Raw genomic sequence first — 18,134 nt, forward strand, 5'->3', positions numbered from 1 at the left:
CTGGCCCCGTGACTCCCTGGGCCTCACCTGACCTCGCGGTTCGCCGGGCCGTCGCTGCCCCGCGACCTGCTGGGCTACGCCTGACCCGTGCGGCTTGCCGGATTGCTGCCCGCACGATCCGCTGGGCCTCACACCCTGACCCCACGATTAGCCGGGCCGTCGCTGCCCCGCGACTCGCTGGGCTACGCCTGACCCCTGCCGCTTGCTGGCTGCTGCCCGCGCGATCCGCTGGGCTTTACCTGCCCCGCAGGTTGCCGGGCCGCGTCTTGCCCTGCGGCTCGCTGGGCCTCACCTGCCCCGCGGTTTGCCCGGCCGTCGCTGCCCCGCGACCTGCTGGGCTACGCCTGACCCGTGCGGCTTGCCGGATTGCTGCCCGCGCGATTTGCTGGGTCTCACCCTGACCTCACGGTTAGCCTTGGCCGCGCCTGGCCCTGCGGCTCGCTGGGCCGCACCTGTCCGCACGGTTCGCCGGGCCGTCGCTGCCCCGCAGCCCGCTGGGCTGCGCTGCCCCTGCGGCTTGCTGGCTGCTGCCCGCGTGATCCGCTGGGCCGACCGTGACCCCACGGCTTGCTGCGCTGTGTCAGATGCGTGATTCGCCGGGCGATCTCTGGACTTGCCTGCTTGCCGGGCCGTCCCTGCCCACGATTTGCTGGGCCACAGCTGATCCGCGAGGTGCCGGGCCGCGCCTGAACCTGGCTCGCGGGCCGTGTCGAACCGCGAATCGCCGCGCCACACCCGCCCCGCGAGTCGCGAGGCCGTGCCCGAACCGCCGGGCCACCTCTGGTCCGCGAATCGCCACGCCCTGCCTGACTCCGGGGTTGGCCACCTGGCTACTTGGCGTCGGCGTAGTTGGTGACCGTCTTGGCCTCCAAGGGGAACCGGACAGCGGTCTCGGGGAAGACCAGTCGGCTGGCTTCCTCCGCCGCGGTCGTGATCTCCCGCGCCACCGCGTCCGCCGCCTCCGTTGGCGCGTGGACCAGCACCTCGTCGTGCTGGAAGAACACGATCTGGGCCCCCGGCGCGGTCGCGGCGATGCGGCGGCGCAGGGTGGCGAGCATGGTCAGCGCCCAGTCCGCTGCGCTGGCCTGGACGACGAAGTTGCGGGTGAAGCGGCCCCACTCCCGGGCCGCCTGCCTGCCCGCCCGGTCGGCTGTCTCGTCGCCGGTGGCGGCGGTGCGGTCGCGCCAGGCGTCGCTGGGCGGCGGGCTGGTGCGGCCGAGCCGGGAGCGGACGACCCGGCCGTCCTCGCCCGCGCGGGCGGCCTGCTCCACGTAGTCCACCGCCACTGGAAAGCGTTTGCGCAACACCGCGAGCAGCGGCCCGGCCTCGCCGCTGGTGCCGCCGTACATGGCTGAGAGCATGGCGATCTTGGCCCGGCCGCGGTCGCCGTCGAACGCGTCGGCGGCGAGGCTGGTGTAGAGGTCGCTGGCCGAGGAGACCTCGGCGAAGCGCGGGTCGCCCGACAGCGCGCCCAGCACCCGCGGCTCCAGTTGGGACGCGTCGGCGATCACCAGCGACCAGCCCGGGTCCGACCGCACGGCGGTGCGCAGCGCGCGGGGCAGTTGCAGCGCCGCGCCGCCCCGGGTGGCCCAGCGGCCGGACACGACGCCGCCGACCACGTACTCGGGACGGAAGCGCCCGCCCGACACCCAGGAGTCCAGCCACGACCAGCCGTGCGCGACATAGAGCCGCGCGAGTTCCTTGTACTCCAGCAGCGGCGCCACCGCCGGGTGGTCGACTTCCTTGAGCACCCACGCCCGCGCCGACGCGATCTCGATGCCCTCGCGGGCGAACGCGCGGACGATGCTCGGCGGGTGGTCCGGGTTGATCGGCCTGCCCGCGAACGCCAGCGAGATCCGCTCGGCCAGCGCCGCGAGCTTGGCGGGCCGCGCGCCGGGCAGCGGGCGCGGCCCCAGCAGGTCGGTCAGCAGGGCGGTGTGGATGTCCGCCCGCCACGGCAGCCCGTGGCGGCTCATCTCGGCCGCGGCCAGCCCGCCCGCGGACTCGGCGGCGACCAGCAGGCGCAGCCGGTCGGGGTGCGCGGTCGCGGCGATCCGGCGCTCCTGGTCTTCCAGGACCGCGACGGCGGCGGCCACCGGGTCCGTGCCGACCGGCGTGGTGCCCCGGTCGGCCTCGAACAGGGTCGGCTGCTCGCCGCGCGCCGCCGGGCGCGGGTCCTCCGGTTCGGGCAGGCCCCGGGGTCGGGCCCAGGCCGCGGCGAGGTTGCGCGGGCGGCCGGGGCGCTCCTCGAACGCCAGCAGGATGCCCTCGGCCAGCGCTAGGTCGTGGCAGCGGCCCAGCCGCACCCCGGCGCGCAGCAGCGCCGGATAGGCGTCGTCGAGCGCGGGCAGCACCCAGCGCGGCGCCGCCCTGGCCTCGGTCTCGCGCAGCCACCCGGCGAGATCGCGCACGTCACGCGCCTGATCCGACCCGTCGAGGACCTGGACGCGCCCCGTGCCCTCCGCGCCCGGGACCACCACTACTCGCACGCCGCGCATTCTGCGGCACGACTCTGACAAGTACTGCTAGTTGACTCACAAGTAGGTGTTACGGCACCGTTGCTACCGGTTGGTAACTCCGGGAGGTTTCGGTGACCGAGTATCTGACGCGTGTGCGCGACCTTGCTGCCAAGGTCCCCACCGCGGTGCGCAGCGTGGACGTCATGCGGAAAGCGGGTCTGGTCCCGTTCAGCCGCCCGGACCACATCCTGCGATCACTGGTCGCCGTGCGCAGACTGGGCCCCATCGCGGGTGCGGCGCAGGTGGCCGCGACTCGTGACCAGGCCGCGGTCGGCTTGGTGGACGAACTGGGCGCGCTCACCTTCCACCAGCTCGACCTGCGCTCCAACGCCCTGGCCCGAGCCCTGGCGGAGCAGGGCGTGACCGACAAGTCCGTCGTCGCGCTGCTGGCCCGCGACCACCGCGGCGCGGTCGAGACCATGCTGGCCACCGGCAAGCTCGGCGCCCGGCTGCTGCTGATGAACACCGGTTTCGCCAAGCCGCAGCTGGTCGACGTCGCCGCCCGCGAGGGCGTCACGGTGTTCGTCTACGACCAGGAGTTCACCCCGCTGGTCGAGGCCCTGCCCGCCGACCTGCCGCGGTTCCTGGCCTGGGTGGACGACCCGGCTGACGGCGTCCGCACGCTGGAGCAGCTCATCGCCAGCGCCGACGACTCTCCGGTGCCCGCGCCCAAGCAGCCCGGCGGCATGGTGCTGCTGACCAGCGGCACCACCGGCACCCCCAAGGGCGCCCCGCGCCAGGTGCGCTCGTCGCTGGCCGCGGCCCAGTTCCTCGACCGGATTCCGCTGCACACCGGCGGCTGCACGGTGCTCGCGGCCCCGCTGTTCCACGCGACCGGCATTTCGCAGTTCATCATCTCCTTCGCGCTGGGCTCCGCGGTCGTCCTGCGCCGCAAGTTCGACCCGGAGGCCACCCTCAAGCTCATCCAGGACAACGTCGCCGACGCCCTCGTCGTCGTGCCGACCATGCTCCAGCGGATCATGGACCTGGGCCCCGAGATCATCGACAAGTACGACACCTCGTCGCTGCGCGTCGTGTTCACCGCTGGCTCGGCCCTCTCCCCGGAACTGGGCAACCGCGCCAGCCGAGTCTTCGGCGACGTCATCCACAACGTGTACGGCTCCACCGAGGTCTCGGTAGTCACCGTGGCCACCCCCGAGGACTGGCGCGCGGCCCCCGGCACCGTCGGCCGCCCCCCGGTCGGCTGCAAGGTCGTCATCTACGACGAGGCCGGAAAGCCGATCACCGAACCGAACGTCACCGGCCGCGTCTTCGCAGGCAGCGGCCTAAGCTTCGCGGGCTATACGGACGGCCGAAACAAGGAACTGATCGACGGCCTCCTCTCCACCGGCGACCTGGGCCATTTCGACGCAGAGGGCCGCCTGTTCATCGACGGCCGAGACGACGACATGATCGTCTCCGGCGGCGAAAACGTCTTCCCAGCCGAAATCGAAAACCTCCTAGTCGAATACCCCGGCGTAGTAGAGGCGGCAGTCCTAGGCGTCGAGGACGAAAAGTTCGGCCAACGCCTCAAGGCCTACGTAGTCATAGACGAAAACACCAAGGTCGCCGAGGACGAACTCCTAGACCACGTCAAGAGCAACCTGGCCCGCTTCAAGGTCCCCCGCGAAGTCGTCTTCCTGGACGAACTCCCCCGAAACGCAACCGGAAAACTCCTCCGCAAGCGCCTACCCGAACTCGGCTGACTTCACGCCCGCCCGCCCGCTCCCGCCACATCAGCCAGGTGCTGGTTGCTGGGTGAGGGCGGGCGGTGCCAGCGAACCCACGCTCCTACCAGCACAAATCGCACCCAACGCTGCCAGGTGCTCGATGGGGTGGAGTGGTTTCTTCGGGGGAGAAGGAAGATCGCTAAGCTGGCTGCGCGCGTGTGAGGCCGTAGGCTTCCCACCCGTCTTTCACACGGCGATCTTCCTTCGTAGGGGCCCCGAAGAAACCACTCCACCCCATCGAGCAACCCCACGAAGCCCGGAACCCCATCAAGCACGCACAGCGTCACCAGTAGGCAGGGCGTCCCAACGTCTGCGGGATCTTGGTGCGGGCATCGCCCCGGGCGGCGTTGAGCTGCGTCTGGCTGAGGAACAGCGCGGTGCTCAGGTCCGCGCCGCCGACCCGAGCGTCCCGAAAATCGGTGCCAATGACATCAGCAAGGCGCAGATCGGCGTCAGTGAGATCCGCGCCAATAAGATAAGCCCCACGCAAACTAACACCGCGAAGATCAGCCCCAACCAGATTAGCGCCAATGAGATCCGCGTTCCGCCGATCCCGACGCCGTCCCTTCACTCCAGTGCGCGCGAGTTCACTAGCCCGAGAAAGCAGCGCACTGACGTCATGCCGGTGAGCGGCGACATCGACGTCCAGGATCGAAGAGCGGTTGCTCAACTGCTCGGTCTCGGCTAACGCCCGCCGAAGATCGGCATGCACCGGCCGCGCCGCGGGCAAGGTCAGCGCCTCAGTCAAATACCACAGCAGTTCATGAAGCTGCCGCATAATCGGCAGAGCCGCGAACATCTGCGAAGCGCTGCCCGGATGATCCCGCCAGTCCCGCCCGCCAAAGGTGACCTGAGAAACCTTCTGACCAGCGCCGAAACAATCATAAGTAGTGCACCCCGCGAAGCCGCTTTCCCGCAGCCGGGCATGGATGCCGCAGCGGAACTCGGGAGTCAGGTTGGGGCACGGCGTGCCCGCGGCTTTGTCGATGGCGAAGTCCGCGGAGGGGGTGAAGGCGAGGGCGACGCAGCAGAGGGCGAAGCAGTTCGCGCAGTCCGCCCGCAGGTTGGAGCGCATGGTGGTTCCTCCTCACTCGGCCGCGGCGACGACATGGTCCAGGGTGGAAAGCAGCAGCCGGATAAGGGTCTCCTGGTCGGTGCGTCCGCGACCAGTCCATTCGATGGTCAGTTCCTCGGTAAACGCCAGCCAGGCGCGGATCGCGAGTTCGACCGGCTCCGACCGGTTCGGCTGTCCCAGCGCCGACAGGACGCGTTCGGTGAGCGCGTCCTGGGTCTCGTCGTGGACGCGGCGGACCCAGTCGTCCTGGCCCGCGGCGCGGAACAGGCCCACGTACTGGGTGCGCCTGCGCTGGATGAACTCGACGTAGCCGGTGACGATTCCGCGCACGCCGTCGGTGTCGGTGTCGGCCGCGCGCAGCAGGCGCCGGGCCGCCGCGCGCACGACCTCGATGTAGTAGTCCTGTTTGGTGGGGAAGTAGTGGAACAGCAGGCTGCGGGAGATCCCGGCCTCGGCGGCGACCTCGTCGACGGTGATCTGGTGGATCGGGCGCGCGGTGAGTTTTCGCAGGCCGATGCCGATGAGCTGCTTGCGCCGGTCCTGCGCGGTGCGCCGCTCCCGGGGCGCGCTCGCCTTGGTCATCAGCCCTCCCTGTTGAGCATCGCTCGACAATCAGGGTAGCTTGTTGAGCGACGCTCAATAGCTACCGGAGGGTTCCCCGTGGACTTCGCGCACTCCGCCAAGGCCGCCGACTACATCGCGCGGGTAGGCGAGTTCATCCGCACCGAGATTGAGCCGGTCGAACCCGACTACCACCGTGAGCTGGCCGCGCTTTCCGATCCGTGGGTAGTGCTGCCGGTGATCGAGGAGCTCAAGGCGAAGGCGCGCGCCCAGGGCCTGTGGAACCTCTTCCTGCCCGACGAGACGCACGGCGCTGGCCTGCGCACCGTCGAGTACGCGCCGCTGGCCGAGTTGATGGGCCGCTCGGCGATCGCGCCAGAGGTGTTCAACTGCAACGCCCCGGACACCGGCAACATGGAGGTTCTGCACCTGTTCGGCAGCGACGAGCAGAAGGCCCGCTGGCTGGCGCCGCTGCTGCGCGGCGAGATCCGCTCGGCGTTCTGCATGACCGAGCCGGACGTGGCGTCCTCGGACGCGACGAACATGGCCGCCACCGCTCTGGTGAAGGGCGATGAGGTCGTCCTCAACGGCGTCAAGTGGTTCTCCACCGGCATCGGCCACCCGAACTGCCGGGTCGCGATCTTCATGGGCCTGACCGACCCGGACGCGCCCAAGCACCAGCGGCACTCGATGGTCCTGGTCCCGCTGGACACCCCGGGCGTCGAGATTGGGCGGATGCTGCCGGTCTTCGGCCGCCACGACGCGCCGTCCGGCCACGGCGAGGTCACCTTCACCGACGTCCGCCTGCCGCTGGACGCGATCATCGCCGGGCCGGGTCGCGGCTTCGAGATCGCCCAGGGCCGCCTCGGGCCGGGGCGCATCCACCACTGCATGCGCCTGATCGGCCTCGCCGAGAAGGCGCTCGAACTGGCCTGCCGCCGCGCCACCGAGCGGGTCGCGTTCGGCAAGCCGCTGGCCAACCTCGGCGGCAACCGCGAGCGCATCGCCGACGCGCGCATCGCCATCGAGCAGGCCCGTCTGCTGGTGCTCAGCACCGCGTGGAAGCTGGACACGCACGGGCTCGCCGGGGCGCGCTCGGAGGTCTCGCAGATCAAGGTCGTGGTGCCGAACATGGCCCTGGGCGTGCTCGACCTGGCCATCCAGCTGCACGGCGGCGCGGGCATGACCGACGACTTCCCTCTGGCGGCTGGGTACGCGAGCGCGCGGGCGCTGCGCCTGGCCGACGGCCCGGACGAGGTGCACCGGGGCGTGGTCGCGCGCATCGAGCTGAAGAAGCACGAGCAGTGACCGGCCGGGTGCTGGTCACCGGCGCCGGGTCCGGCCTGGGCCGCGCGTTGGCGGCGCGCTGGGCGCGGGCGGGCGCGCGGGTGCTGGTCACCGACGTCAGCGCGGCCTCCGCCGCTGCCGTCGCCGCCGAACTCGACACCGAGCACCTAGTCCTCGACGTCACCGACGAGGACTCCTGGCTCGCCGCGCGGCAGTGGTGCGAGCGAACCTGGGACGGGCTCGACGTGCTGGTCAACAACGCGGGCGTGGCCGCGTCCGGCCGCATCGAGACGGTGCCGATGGCCGACTGGGACTGGATCGTCGACATCAACCTCAAGGGCACGGTGCGCGGCTGCCGCACGTTCGTGCCGGTGTTCAAGCGCCAGGGCGCGGGCCACATCGTCAACGTCGCCTCGATGGCCGCGATCATGAACCTGCCCACGATGGCCCCGTACAACGTGGTGAAGGCGGGGGTGCTGTCGCTGTCGGAGACGCTGCGCTTCGAGCTGGCCCCGTACGGGATCGGCACGACCGTCGTCTGCCCCGGGTTCTTCCAGACCAACCTGCCCGACCGCTCTCGTAACGCCGATCCCACGCGGGTCGACCTGACCGAGAAGCTGATGGCCGCGGCCACGGTGACCGCGGAAGACGTGGCGAACCAGGTGGTGGAGGGTGTCGCGGCGGGGGAGTTCCTGGTGCTCACCCACGAGGACGGCAGGCAATCGCACGAGTTCAAGCGGCTGCGCCCGGAGAAGTTCGAGGCGCAGGTCGTCGCGTTCTGGGACCGCTTGCGGTCGAAAATGGAGAAGGAGAACCGTGAGTCGTAAGAGGATCCTCATCACCGGAGCCAGTTCCGGCCTCGGCGAGGAAATGGCCCGCCAGTTCGCCGCGAAGGGCCGCGACCTCGCGCTCGCCGCCCGCCGCACCGACCGGCTGGAGGAGCTGCGGGACGAGCTGGTCAAGGCCAACCCGGGCGTCAAGATCGCGGTGCGGGCGCTCGACGTCAACGACCACGACGCGGTCTTCAAGGTCTTCGGCGAGTTCCGCGCCGAGCTCGGCGGCATCGACCGGGTCATCGTGAACGCGGGCCTGGGCAAGGGCCAGCCGGTCGGCACCGGCTACTTCTACGCCAACCGGCAGACCGCCGAGACCAACTTCGTCGCCGCGCTGGCCCAGTGCGAGGCCGCCATGGAGATTTTCCGCGACCAGAACGCGGGCCACCTGGTGGTCATCTCCTCGATGAGCGCCATGCGCGGCATGCCGAAGAACCTGTCGACCTACGCCGCCACCAAGGCCGGGGTCTCCGCGCTGGCCGAGGGCATCCGCGCGGACACGCTCCGGACCCCGATCAAGGTCACCACCGTCTACCCGGGCTACATCCGCTCGGAGATGAACGACAAGGTGAAGAAGACCCCGCTGATGGTCGACACGGTGCCGGGTGTGCAAGCCATGGTGAAGGCGATCGAGCGTGAGGTCGGCTCGGCGTGCGCGCCCGCGTGGCCGTGGACTCTGCTCGGGTTCGCCATGCGGAACCTGCCGCTGGGCATCGTGGCCAAGATGTCATGAGCGCCCCGCGCGACGAGCCCCGCGACGTCCGCGCCGAGGACAGCTTCGACACCGCCGCGGTGCACGCCTGGCTCAAGACGGTTGTGGACGGGCTCGACGGCGAGCCCGTCGTGCGGCAGTTTCCCGGCGGCGCGTCGAACCTGACGTACCTGCTGTCCTACCCGGACCGTGAGCTGATCCTGCGCCGCCCGCCCGCGGGCCAGAAGGCGGCTTCCGCGCACGACATGCGGCGCGAGTACCGGGTGCAGCGGCAGCTCAAGCCGGTGTATCCGTATGTGCCCACCGTGCTCGGGCTGTGCGACGACGAGAGCGTGCTGGGCTCCGACTTCTACGTCATGGAGCGGATTCCGGGCACGATCCTGCGCGGGAACCTGCCCGAGGGTATGGCGCTGAGCCCCGAGCAGGCCCGCGCGCTTTCCACGGCCCTGATAGACCGGCTGGTCGATCTGCACCGCGTAGACCCGGAACAGGCAGGACTAACCGATCTCGGTAAGGGCGCGGGCTATGTCGGGCGGCAGGTGCGCGGCTGGTCCGAGCGCTTCGCCCGCGCCCGCACCGACAACGTGCCCGACTTCGCCGAGGTCATGGCCTGGCTCGCGGCCAACCAGCCCGACGACGTGGCCACCGTGGTCATCCACAACGACTGGCGCTTCGACAACGTTGTGCTCAACAGCAGAGTTCTCGATGGCTCTGTATCTGACACAGACCTGGCCGTCGTCGGCGTCCTGGACTGGGAGATGTCGACCCTGGGCGACCCGCTGATGGATCTCGGCGGCGCCGTGGCCTACTGGGTGCAGGCCGATGACGACGACGTGTTCCAGAAGGCCCGCAGGCAGCCGACGCACCTGCCCGGGATGCTAACCCGCGCGGAGCTGGTGGCGCACTACTGCGACCGGATGGGCTTGCGTGCGGACGACTGGGCGTTCTACGAGACGTTCGGCTTGTTCCGGCTGGCGGTGATCATGCAGCAGATCTACTACCGCTACCACCACGGCCAGACGAACAACCCCCGGTTCAAGGACTTCTGGATGTTCATCGGCTACCTCGAATGGCGCTGCCGCGAGGTGATGGCCCGATGAGCGAGCTTGCGAGCGAATCATCGACACAGTGCGTTGGCGCGCGGGACAACCGAACAGGTGAGGTTGTCCAGTGAGCGAGCTTGCGAGCGAATCAATGGCACAGCAGTGCGCAGGCCACCGGATAGGCGAGGCCCGATGAGCGCGGTCTACCTGCTGCGGCACGGACAAGCGTCGTTTGGGGCCGCCGACTACGACGTGCTCTCGCCGACCGGCGAGCTCCAGGCCAAGGTGCTGGGGGCCGAGCTGCGCGAGCGCGGGCTCGCCCCCGTCCAGGCGTGGTCGGGCACGCTGTCGCGGCAGCGGTCCACCGCGTCGATCACGCTTGCCGCCGCCGGGATAGACCTGCCCTGCCAGACGGACGAGCGGTGGAACGAGTACGACCACCTCGGCCTCGTCCAGCACCACCTGGCCGCGCACGAGACGAGGCAGCCTGCGTCGCCCCGCGACTTCCAGGACATCCTCGACCGCGCGCTGCACGGCTGGATCAGCGACGGCGTGGCGGCGGGCGACGCGGGCACGTTCGCCGACTTCGAGGCACGGGCCAACGCGGCGCTTACCGAGGTCGCGGAAAGCCTGGGATCGGGTGGCACGGCCGTGGTGTTCACCTCCGGCGGTGTCATCGCCGCGATCTGCGCCCGCCTGCTCGGCCTGCCCGGCGCGGGCCTGGTCTCGCTTAACCGGGTCGTGGTCAACGCCGCCGTCACCAAGATCGTGCACGGCCGCTCGGGGGCCTCGCTGGTCTCGTTCAACGAGCACGGCCACTTCGAGGGCGCCAACCGTGAACTGCTGACCTACCGCTGAGGTGCGCATGGCCCGTCCGAAGATCGACCCAGTCGTCTGGCACGCGCCCCCGCCGGGGCCGCTCCCAGAGCCGACACTGCCCCCGCTTACCGTCCTGCCGGTCAACGGGGCGGGAGCGGAGGACGTGCTGGTCGACGCCTCAGGCCACATCTACACCGGCGTGGACGACGGACGAGTCCTGCGCCTCACGCCTGACGGCGGGCGGATAGACACCGTCGCCGACACCGGCGGCCGTCCCCTGGGCCTGGAGCACTACCCGGACGGCCGGTTGCTGGTCTGCGACGCCCGGCGCGGCCTGCTCCTGGTCGACCGCGTCGACGGCGCGGTCGAGGTGCTGGCGCCCGCCGGACCCGGCCTGCGGGTCTGCAACAACGCCGGGGTCGGGAAGGACGGCACGGTCTACTTCACCAACTCCACCGACCGGTTCGACCTCCCGCACTGGAAGGGCGACCTGCTGGAGCACCGGGGCACCGGGCGGCTGCTGCGCCGCGACCCGGACGGCACAGTGGACACCGTGCTTACCGGCCTGCACTTCGCCAACGGCGTCGCCCTGGCCGAGGACGAGTCTTATGTTGTCGTGGCGGATATGGCGGAGTACCGCCTTCGGCGCGTCTGGCTGAGCGGTGTGGACGCCGGTAAGTCGGACATCCTGGTCGACAACCTCCCGGCCTTCCCGGACAACATCTCCACCGGGTCGGACGGCCTGATCTGGATCGGCATGGCCAACCCGCGCAACCCGCTCCTGGACCGGCTGCTGCGGCTGCCGCCGGTGCTGCGCAAGGCCCTGTGGGCGATTCCCGAGCGGTGGCAGCCCCGCGAGGCGCGGACGGCCTGGGTGCGGGCGGTGGACGGGCGAACCGGGCGGATTGTCCACGACATCTACGGCACGCCGGACAACTACCACATGGTCACCGGCGTCCGCGAGTACCACGGACGGGTGTACCTGGGCAGTCTGCATGAACCAGCGGTGGCTTTTTTCGACCTCAGTGGACACATGTAGTCAGCCGGACCTCTCGAACGAGGAAAGTCGTTCCCTCACAAGGGTTTATCCCGGCATCGCTCACCACTGACGGGGGCATCCTGACACTGACGTGCAAGCACCTCGTCAGGAGGCCCCATGTCCATTCTCGCGCGCGCCGCCGCCATCACCGCCCTCCTGTTCGCCGCGCTGGCGCCGCCCGCCCACGCGGGTCCCATGGTGGTGGGCGGCACCCCGGCGCCCCCGGGCGCGTATCCGTGGGCCGTTCGCCTGTCGGTGGGCTGCGGTGGCTCCCTGGTGGCCCCGCAGGTGGTCCTGACCGCCGCGCACTGCGTCCGCGCGACCGGCCCGGACACCGAGATCACCGCCACCGTCGGCGTCGTCGACCTGTCCGACCCGGCGGCCAAAGTGGTCTCGTCCACCTACGTCCACCGGGCGCCCGACTTCATCGACGTCACCCAGGGCAGCGACTGGGCGCTGATCAAGCTCGCCGCGCCCGTCGAGCAGCCGGTGCTCGAACTGGAATCCGCCGTGATCGGGACCGGGGAGTTCGCGATCATGGGGTGGGGCGCGGACAAGGAAGGCGGCTCCCAGCAGCAGGTCCTCCTGCACGCGAAGGTGCCCATGGTGGACGACAAGGCGTGCGGCGACCGCTACCAGGCGGCGGGCTACCCGTTCACCCCCGCCGCCATGCTCTGCGCCGGACTGCTCGACACCGGCGGCGTCGACACCTGCCAGGGCGACTCCGGCGGCCCGATGGTCCTCGCGGACGCGGCCGGGGTGCTCAAGCAGGTCGGGATCGTCAGCTGGGGGATCGGCTGCGCGCGCCCGCAGTACCCGGGGATCTACACCGAGGTGGCCACCTACAACTCCAGCATTAAGGCGGCCATCACGTCGCTGCCATGAGCAGTTGGCCCGGCGTAGCTGTTACCTCCCGTAACATCCGCCGTGTCCGTCGCGGACTCCGGGGAGCAGGGGCTCACGGAGACCGTGGCGGCGGTCGGGACCTGTGACGCACACCTCAGTGGCGCGGTGGGCAGGCGACTCTCGACATTTCGGACACCACGCCCCCCGTGGGTTGTTTGGTGTCCGGTCGAGCGCCTGGTTTGCTTACCGCCGAGTGGGTACCGGTCCCTGGAGGTACTCGTCATCGAAGCTGGAGGCAGCACATGACCGCGACCGTCGAGGGCAGCGGATCGCCGGTGGACGCTGGAGCGCCGAAACCGATCTATGGCGCCCCGCGCGCCAACTGGCCGCAGTTCGGCACCTACCTGTTCATCCTCGTCCCCTTCGTCGCGCTCGTCGCCGCCGTCCCGTTCGCCTGGGGATGGGGCCTGGGCTGGGTCGACGTCGCGCTCGCGGTGTTCTTCTACACGTTCACCTGCCTGGGCGTGACCGTCGGCTACCACCGCTACTTCACCCACGGCGCCTTCAAGGCCAAGCGCCCGGTCCGCGTCGGACTGGCCATCATGGGCAGCATGGCCCTCCAGGGCCCGATCCTGCACTGGGTGGCCGACCACCGCCGCCACCACGCCTTCGCCGACCGCGACGGCGACCCGCACTCCCCGTGGGCCTTCGGCACGTCCCCCGTGGCCCTGGTCAAGGGCTTCTGGCACGCCCACATGGGCTGGGTCTTCGACCGCAAACTCACCAACGCCGAACGCTTCGCCCCCGACATGCTCGCCGACAAGGACATCGCCCGCGTCGACCGCCAGTTCGGCCTGTGGACCGCGGTCACCCTGCTCGCCCCCGCGGTCCTCGGCGGCCTGCTGACCTGGTCCTGGTGGGGCGCCCTCACCGCGTTCTTCTGGGCGGGCCTGGTCCGAGTGTCCTTCCTGCACCACGTGACCTGGTCGGTCAACTCCATCTGCCACATGATCGGCAACCGCCCCTTCAAGTCCCGCGACAAGGCCACCAACTTCTGGCCCCTGGCCGTCCTCTCAATGGGCGAGGCCTGGCACAACCTCCACCACGCCGACCCCACCTGCGCCCGCCACGGAGTCCAGCGCGGACAGGTCGACGTCTCGGCCCGCCTCATCTGGATCTTCGAAAAGCTCGGCTGGGTGAGCGAGGTCCGCTGGCCCACTCCGCAGCGGCTCGCGAAGCTCGCGAAGTAGGTCTCTGTCGCTGTCTGTCTGTCTGCTTGATGGGGTGGAGTGGTTTCTTCGGGGCCCCTATGAAGGAAGATCGCCGTGTGAAAGACGGGTGGGATGCCTTCGGCCTCACACGTGCGGAGCCAGCTTAGCGATCTTCCTTCTCCCCCGAAGAAACCACTCCACCCCATCAAGCACCTGGCAGGGGCGGTTCGGCCTGGCAGGAACGCGGTTCGCTGTCTCCGCCTTCGTTGAGTGCCTGGCAGGAGGGCGGGTTCGCTGTCTCCGCTCCCATGGGGTGGGTGCCTGGCAGCTTTGGGTTGCCGGGTTGGCAGGTAGGAAGGTTTGCTGCTCCATCTCGTGAAGCACCTGGCAGGTAGGTGGATCAGGCAGGCAGGCGGATTTGATCGGGCTTAGGGTCGGGGTATGTCGCCGCGAATCGCCACCGCACGGATGCCGGAGCGGGCCGAGTTGTTGGACTTTCTGCGGGCCAGGACGCGGTGCGTGTTGGCGACCACTCGCGCCGATGGGCGGCCGCAGATGTCGCCGGTCACCCACGGGGTCGACGCCGAGGGGCGGGTGGTGATCTCGACCTACCCGCAGCGGGCCAAGGCGCGCAACGCGCGGCGCGACCCGGCGGTTTCCCTGTGCGTGGTTTCCCACGATTGGAACGGCCCATATGTCCAGGTCGACGGTCGCGCCGAGGTCCTCGACCTGCCGGACGCGCTGGAACCCCTGGTCGAGTACTTCCGCGCGGTTTCCGGTGAGCACCCGGACTGGGCCGAGTACCGGCAGGCCATGGTGCGCCAGGGCAAGTGCCTGATCCGGATCGCCATCGAGCGCTGGGGGCCGATCGCCACGGGCGGGTTCCCGCCTGAGGTGGCGCGCTGAACCCGGTCGGGTCGGGGGCGCGCTTTTCGGTCGTCGGAAAACCGCCAATTACCCGTAGCGGAGCAATTCTTTACCACGATCGTGGGCGTTACTACTTCAATCGGGTGGCGGTAGAGGCTTTCGGTAACACAACGCTCTGCGTGGTCGATCGACTCGGTATGTCAGTCGAACTGAGGGACCTCGCGTGGGCCAAAGCCGCGCTGGAGTGGCGTGCCCGGACACGGCGGCATGACATCGGCGAGTGTTCGCGGGACGAGCAGCGCCTCGTGCCGGACATCGCGGAAGCCCGTCGTCGTGCGCGGCGGTGACGTTGACATTGACGAAAGCGACAGTCGCCGTTGTCGTGATCAACGAATAGGGGTCCGCGCGCTGTGGTCTTGGGCACGCGGGAGTGTCGCGGTGCGGGTACGGTGAATAGACGGCGTTATAGTCCCTCGGAAATCGAGCGGCACGCCGCGTCGGTGATCATCCGCCCCAGCCGCTCGCGCAGGCGGTCCTCCCGCGCGCAGGCTTGAGAAGTCCGGGAGGCCCGCCGTGCAGTCGCGCGAGCCGTTGGTGGTCGCCACGCGCCGGACGCGTTCGGCCGTCGTGGTCTCGGCGGCGGGCCGGATCGACCTGCTCACCGAGCGTCCGTGGCGCGAGCAGGTCGAGGACGCGTGCGCCGAGGACACCGTCAAGCGCTTCGTCGTGGTCGACCTCTCGCAGGTGACGTTCATGAGCGTGGGCACGGCTCCGCTGCTGATCCGGGCCCACTACCACTGCCTGCACCGGGGCAGGCTGCTTCGGGTGGCCGCCCCGCTCGGGCCCGCGCTGCACACTCTCCAGGTGACCGGGGTCCGCGACGTGGTCACGGTCTACCGCGATCTCAACGCCGCGCTCGAACCGGCGGTCCGCTCCTCCTGGTGACGGTCCGTTCATTCGGATCTCGCGCCGAAAGCCGAGTCGCTCGTTCGAGTGTTTTTCGCCGCCACGGTAACAGTTGAGCCCAACGGGTGATCTTGCCGCACAGACGGGTAACTCACACGGCGCAAAGCTCGTGATCGTGACTGCGCTATCCGTGACAGGCCCGACGCTTCACGCTTCCGGGGGTTGGGGTCGGTTATTCGAGTGCGGTTCGCATTGACTCCGAGGCTCATCACTTCAGGTGATCGGATGGTCACGGTTCGATCAACCTGGTAGCGATTGGCCCGCAAGTCGAACCCTTTTGGAGAGGAACACTCGTATGAACCGTCACCTCGTTCGGATCGCGTCCGCGGCCGCGACCGTGGGTGCGATGTCCTTGGCCGGAGTGGGCCTCGCGGCCGCTGACACCCCTGAGTCCGCGCTCCCGGTCTCGGCCAGCGCGTCCGACATCGATGACAAGACCATCACCGACGTCGCGAAGACCGGTGCGACCGAGAAGATCCTGCCCTCGGGCGTCATGAGCCTGCTGCAGAGCGTTCTCGGCCTCGGCGGGGGCAAGGGTCCCCTCGGCGGTCTCATCGGCGGCAACGGCGGCCCCCTCAGCGGGCTCACCGGCGGCGGCTCCGACTCTGACACCGCCTCGGACACCGCCTCGGACACCGCGTCCAGCGGTTCCGAAACGGACGCGGCTTCCGGCACGGACGCTGCCTCCGGCACGGACGCGGGGACCGGCACCGAGACCGGAACTGGCTCCGACGCCGCCGCGGGTGAGTGATCCCCGCATCTCCGCCAACGTGTCCTGAGGGAACGCGAGCCGTGCGGCCGTGACCTTGTGACGCGGTGACCGACGAGCCCCGGCGACCTGGACAGGTCGCCGGGGCTCGGGTGCGCTGGGGTCAGGCTGTCGAGGCGCGCAGCGGGGCGCCGACCTCGTGCAGGTGCCGCAGCACGTGCCCGTAGGAGGCGAACAGGCCGCACTGGGCGTACTCGATGCCGTGCTCGGCGCAGTGGTCGCGGACGATCGCTTGCGCGTGCCGCAGGTTCGGGCTGGGCATGTTGGGGAACAGGTGGTGCTCGATCTGGTAGTTGAGCCCGCCCAGCGCGATGTCGGTGACCACTCCGCCGCGCACGTTGCGGGAAGTCAGCACCTGCTTGCGCAGGAAGTCGAGGGTCTGTCCGGCGGGGACGGTGGGCATTCCCTTGTGGTTCGGGGCGAACGAGCAGCCCATGTACACACCCCACAGGCCCTGGTGGACGGCGATGAACGCCAGGCCCATCAGCGGCGGCAGCACCAGGAACACGGCCGCGAGGTACACGACGGCGTGGCCGATCAGCAGTGTCTTCTCGGTCCGCCGGGCGGACTTCACCTCGCCGGACCACACGGCCTGCGCGCTGGACACGTGCAGGTTGAGGCCTTCGAGCAGCAGCAGGGGGAAGAACAGGTACGCCTGGTTGCGCACGGTCCAGCGCACGAACCCGCGCTTGGCCTTCGCGTCGGCCACGGTGAACGCCAGCGGGCCGATGTCGAGGTCGGGGTCGTCCTCTTCGTGGTTGGGGTTGGCGTGGTGCTTGTTGTGCTTGTTGACCCACCAGCCGTAGCTGAGCCCGACCAGGGCGCCGTGCGCGAGGCCGGTGATGTCGTTGGCCCGCTTCGTGCGGAAGATCTGCTTGTGCCCGGCGTCGTGTCCGATGAACGACAGCTGGGTGAACATCACCGCGAGGAAAGCGGCGACGGCCAGCGTCCACCAACTCGCGCCGAGGAAGACGAAGGCGCCCCAGCCCGCGGCGAGCGCGATCAGGTTCAGGGTGATGCGGGCGATGTAGTAGCCGCGGCGTCGTTCGAGCAGGCCTGCCGCCCGGATCCGGCGTGACAGCGCGGTGAAGTCGCTTGCTGTCGCCGGTGGCGGCCCGGTCATGGTGGCGATATCGGATGAGGTCATGTAGTTCTGTCTTCCCGTGGGTGGGCGGCGCGTCCGCGGGCGCGAGGACGAGACGCGTCGAAAAAAGTCGCGGAGAACTTCGGCGGAATTCGCCGGAGACTTCGCCTGGCTCGCGGAAACGGACCAGCGCCGAGTAGCGGGCGAGGCGGGGTCACGGCACCTCCGTGACCTGGGTTCAGCGTCTCATCGACGTGGGGGTTCGGCAAGCGCGGAGGTCAACGCCTCGGCCTGGGAACCTCCCGCGCGCCCCACCTCGCGCCCCGGTCGCCCGACGACACCGAAGCGCTCACCGGACGGCGCCGAGGTGTTTGCCCCACAGCACGGAAGCGCTCGCCGAACGGACACGGGAGGCGTTTGCCAGCGGGTACTGGAGCGCTTGCCGAACGGCACGGAGGTGCTTGCTGGCGGACGGTGTGGTTGTCGTCGGGCGTGGAGGCGGTTGTGCGGCGGCGCGGAGGTGGTTGCCGGAGGGCCGGGGAGGAAGTTGGCGAACGGACACGGAAACGCTCGCCGGTTGCCGTGGAGGTGCTCGCTGGACGGGGCGGTTGCTGGGCGGTGTGGAGGCCGCCTGCTGGCGGCGCGGTGGCGGTTGCTGGGCGGCGTGGAGGTGCTTGCTGGACGGCGTGGCGGCGGTTGTTGGACGGCAGGGAGAGTGCTTGCTGGACGGCGCGGCGGTTTGCCGAACGGGCAAGGAGGTGCTTGCCCGGCGC

The 18,134-nt window shown here is 69.8% G+C and carries 16 protein-coding genes; 12 read left to right on the forward strand and 4 right to left on the reverse strand.

The window, feature by feature from the left end:
• Positions 1 to 830: 830 nt before the first annotated feature.
• Complete coding sequence (locus tag ACZ6SD_RS26905; RefSeq protein WP_465319782.1) at positions 831 to 2,489, reverse strand: bifunctional 3'-5' exonuclease/DNA polymerase; 1,659 nt, start codon at positions 2,487 to 2,489, stop codon at positions 831 to 833.
• A 173-nt stretch (positions 2,490 to 2,662) separates the two neighbouring features.
• Here ACZ6SD_RS26905 and ACZ6SD_RS26910 point away from each other — a divergent pair, with 173 nt between their 5' ends.
• On the forward strand, positions 2,663 to 4,225 hold the full coding sequence (locus ACZ6SD_RS26910) for an acyl-CoA synthetase (RefSeq protein ID WP_465319806.1): 1,563 nt from the start codon (positions 2,663 to 2,665) through the stop codon (positions 4,223 to 4,225).
• Between the two features lie 307 nt (positions 4,226 to 4,532).
• Here ACZ6SD_RS26910 and ACZ6SD_RS26915 read toward each other — a convergent pair whose 3' ends face one another.
• Positions 4,533 to 5,324, reverse strand: a complete 792-nt coding sequence (locus ACZ6SD_RS26915) for a pentapeptide repeat-containing protein (RefSeq protein WP_465319783.1) — start codon at positions 5,322 to 5,324, stop codon at positions 4,533 to 4,535.
• Between the two features lie 12 nt (positions 5,325 to 5,336).
• A complete protein-coding gene (locus tag ACZ6SD_RS26920; protein WP_465319784.1) occupies positions 5,337 to 5,906 on the reverse strand; it encodes a TetR/AcrR family transcriptional regulator in 570 nt (189 codons plus the stop codon).
• Between the two features lie 78 nt (positions 5,907 to 5,984).
• Here ACZ6SD_RS26920 and ACZ6SD_RS26925 point away from each other — a divergent pair, with 78 nt between their 5' ends.
• From ACZ6SD_RS26925 to ACZ6SD_RS26975, 11 genes are all read left to right on the forward strand, one after another.
• On the forward strand, positions 5,985 to 7,193 hold the full coding sequence (locus tag ACZ6SD_RS26925) for an acyl-CoA dehydrogenase family protein (RefSeq protein WP_465319785.1): 1,209 nt from the start codon (positions 5,985 to 5,987) through the stop codon (positions 7,191 to 7,193).
• Positions 7,190 to 7,999 carry an SDR family oxidoreductase gene (locus ACZ6SD_RS26930; RefSeq protein WP_465319786.1) on the forward strand — a complete coding sequence of 270 codons (810 nt, stop codon included), beginning with the start codon at positions 7,190 to 7,192 and terminating at the stop codon, positions 7,997 to 7,999. The genes ACZ6SD_RS26925 and ACZ6SD_RS26930 overlap by 4 nt, the downstream gene beginning before the upstream one ends.
• A complete protein-coding gene (locus ACZ6SD_RS26935; protein WP_465319787.1) occupies positions 7,989 to 8,738 on the forward strand; it encodes an SDR family oxidoreductase in 750 nt (249 codons plus the stop codon). Before ACZ6SD_RS26930 ends, ACZ6SD_RS26935 begins: the two co-directional genes overlap by 11 nt.
• A complete protein-coding gene (locus ACZ6SD_RS26940; protein WP_465319788.1) occupies positions 8,735 to 9,817 on the forward strand; it encodes a phosphotransferase family protein in 1,083 nt (360 codons plus the stop codon). The genes ACZ6SD_RS26935 and ACZ6SD_RS26940 overlap by 4 nt, the downstream gene beginning before the upstream one ends.
• A gap of 135 nt (positions 9,818 to 9,952) precedes the next feature.
• Positions 9,953 to 10,618 carry a histidine phosphatase family protein gene (locus tag ACZ6SD_RS26945; protein WP_465319789.1) on the forward strand — a complete coding sequence of 222 codons (666 nt, stop codon included), beginning with the start codon at positions 9,953 to 9,955 and terminating at the stop codon, positions 10,616 to 10,618.
• Between the two features lie 7 nt (positions 10,619 to 10,625).
• Positions 10,626 to 11,618 (forward strand): SMP-30/gluconolactonase/LRE family protein, encoded by a 993-nt coding sequence (locus ACZ6SD_RS26950; protein WP_465319790.1) that lies wholly within the window; start codon positions 10,626 to 10,628, stop codon positions 11,616 to 11,618.
• 117 nt (positions 11,619 to 11,735) lie between these two features.
• Positions 11,736 to 12,503, forward strand: a complete 768-nt coding sequence (locus ACZ6SD_RS26955) for a S1 family peptidase (protein WP_465319791.1) — start codon at positions 11,736 to 11,738, stop codon at positions 12,501 to 12,503.
• A gap of 263 nt (positions 12,504 to 12,766) precedes the next feature.
• A complete protein-coding gene (locus ACZ6SD_RS26960; protein ID WP_465319792.1) occupies positions 12,767 to 13,714 on the forward strand; it encodes an acyl-CoA desaturase in 948 nt (315 codons plus the stop codon).
• Between the two features lie 402 nt (positions 13,715 to 14,116).
• Positions 14,117 to 14,581: a PPOX class F420-dependent oxidoreductase gene (locus ACZ6SD_RS26965; RefSeq protein WP_465319793.1), complete on the forward strand. Its 465-nt coding sequence runs from the start codon at positions 14,117 to 14,119 to the stop codon at positions 14,579 to 14,581.
• A 534-nt stretch (positions 14,582 to 15,115) separates the two neighbouring features.
• Positions 15,116 to 15,487: an STAS domain-containing protein gene (locus tag ACZ6SD_RS26970; protein ID WP_465319794.1), complete on the forward strand. Its 372-nt coding sequence runs from the start codon at positions 15,116 to 15,118 to the stop codon at positions 15,485 to 15,487.
• A 367-nt stretch (positions 15,488 to 15,854) separates the two neighbouring features.
• Complete coding sequence (locus ACZ6SD_RS26975; protein WP_465319795.1) at positions 15,855 to 16,259, forward strand: hypothetical protein; 405 nt, start codon at positions 15,855 to 15,857, stop codon at positions 16,257 to 16,259.
• Between the two features lie 121 nt (positions 16,260 to 16,380).
• Here the strand turns inward: ACZ6SD_RS26975 and ACZ6SD_RS26980 are convergent, their stop codons facing one another.
• Positions 16,381 to 17,424, reverse strand: a complete 1,044-nt coding sequence (locus tag ACZ6SD_RS26980) for a fatty acid desaturase family protein (RefSeq protein ID WP_465319796.1) — start codon at positions 17,422 to 17,424, stop codon at positions 16,381 to 16,383.
• Between the last annotated feature and the right edge of the window lie 710 nt (positions 17,425 to 18,134).

Source organism: Actinokineospora sp. NPDC051303, from assembly GCF_055586285.1.

What these genes read in the sequence shown, in the direction of transcription:
- ACZ6SD_RS26915 (WP_465319783.1), bottom strand. Translation starts at nt 5,324, where the DNA reads ATGCGCTCCAACCTGCGGGCGGACTGCGCGAACTGCTTCGCCCTCTGC.
- ACZ6SD_RS26975 (WP_465319795.1), top strand. Translation starts at nt 15,855, where the DNA reads ATGTCCTTGGCCGGAGTGGGCCTCGCGGCCGCTGACACCCCTGAGTCC.
- ACZ6SD_RS26910 (WP_465319806.1), top strand. Translation starts at nt 2,663, where the DNA reads ATGCGGAAAGCGGGTCTGGTCCCGTTCAGCCGCCCGGACCACATCCTG.
- ACZ6SD_RS26945 (WP_465319789.1), top strand. Translation starts at nt 9,953, where the DNA reads ATGAGCGCGGTCTACCTGCTGCGGCACGGACAAGCGTCGTTTGGGGCC.
- ACZ6SD_RS26960 (WP_465319792.1), top strand. Translation starts at nt 12,767, where the DNA reads ATGACCGCGACCGTCGAGGGCAGCGGATCGCCGGTGGACGCTGGAGCG.
- ACZ6SD_RS26980 (WP_465319796.1), bottom strand. Translation starts at nt 17,424, where the DNA reads ATGACCTCATCCGATATCGCCACCATGACCGGGCCGCCACCGGCGACA.
- ACZ6SD_RS26940 (WP_465319788.1), top strand. Translation starts at nt 8,735, where the DNA reads ATGAGCGCCCCGCGCGACGAGCCCCGCGACGTCCGCGCCGAGGACAGC.
- ACZ6SD_RS26950 (WP_465319790.1), top strand. Translation starts at nt 10,626, where the DNA reads ATGGCCCGTCCGAAGATCGACCCAGTCGTCTGGCACGCGCCCCCGCCG.
- ACZ6SD_RS26965 (WP_465319793.1), top strand. Translation starts at nt 14,117, where the DNA reads ATGTCGCCGCGAATCGCCACCGCACGGATGCCGGAGCGGGCCGAGTTG.
- ACZ6SD_RS26955 (WP_465319791.1), top strand. Translation starts at nt 11,736, where the DNA reads ATGTCCATTCTCGCGCGCGCCGCCGCCATCACCGCCCTCCTGTTCGCC.
- ACZ6SD_RS26920 (WP_465319784.1), bottom strand. Translation starts at nt 5,906, where the DNA reads ATGACCAAGGCGAGCGCGCCCCGGGAGCGGCGCACCGCGCAGGACCGG.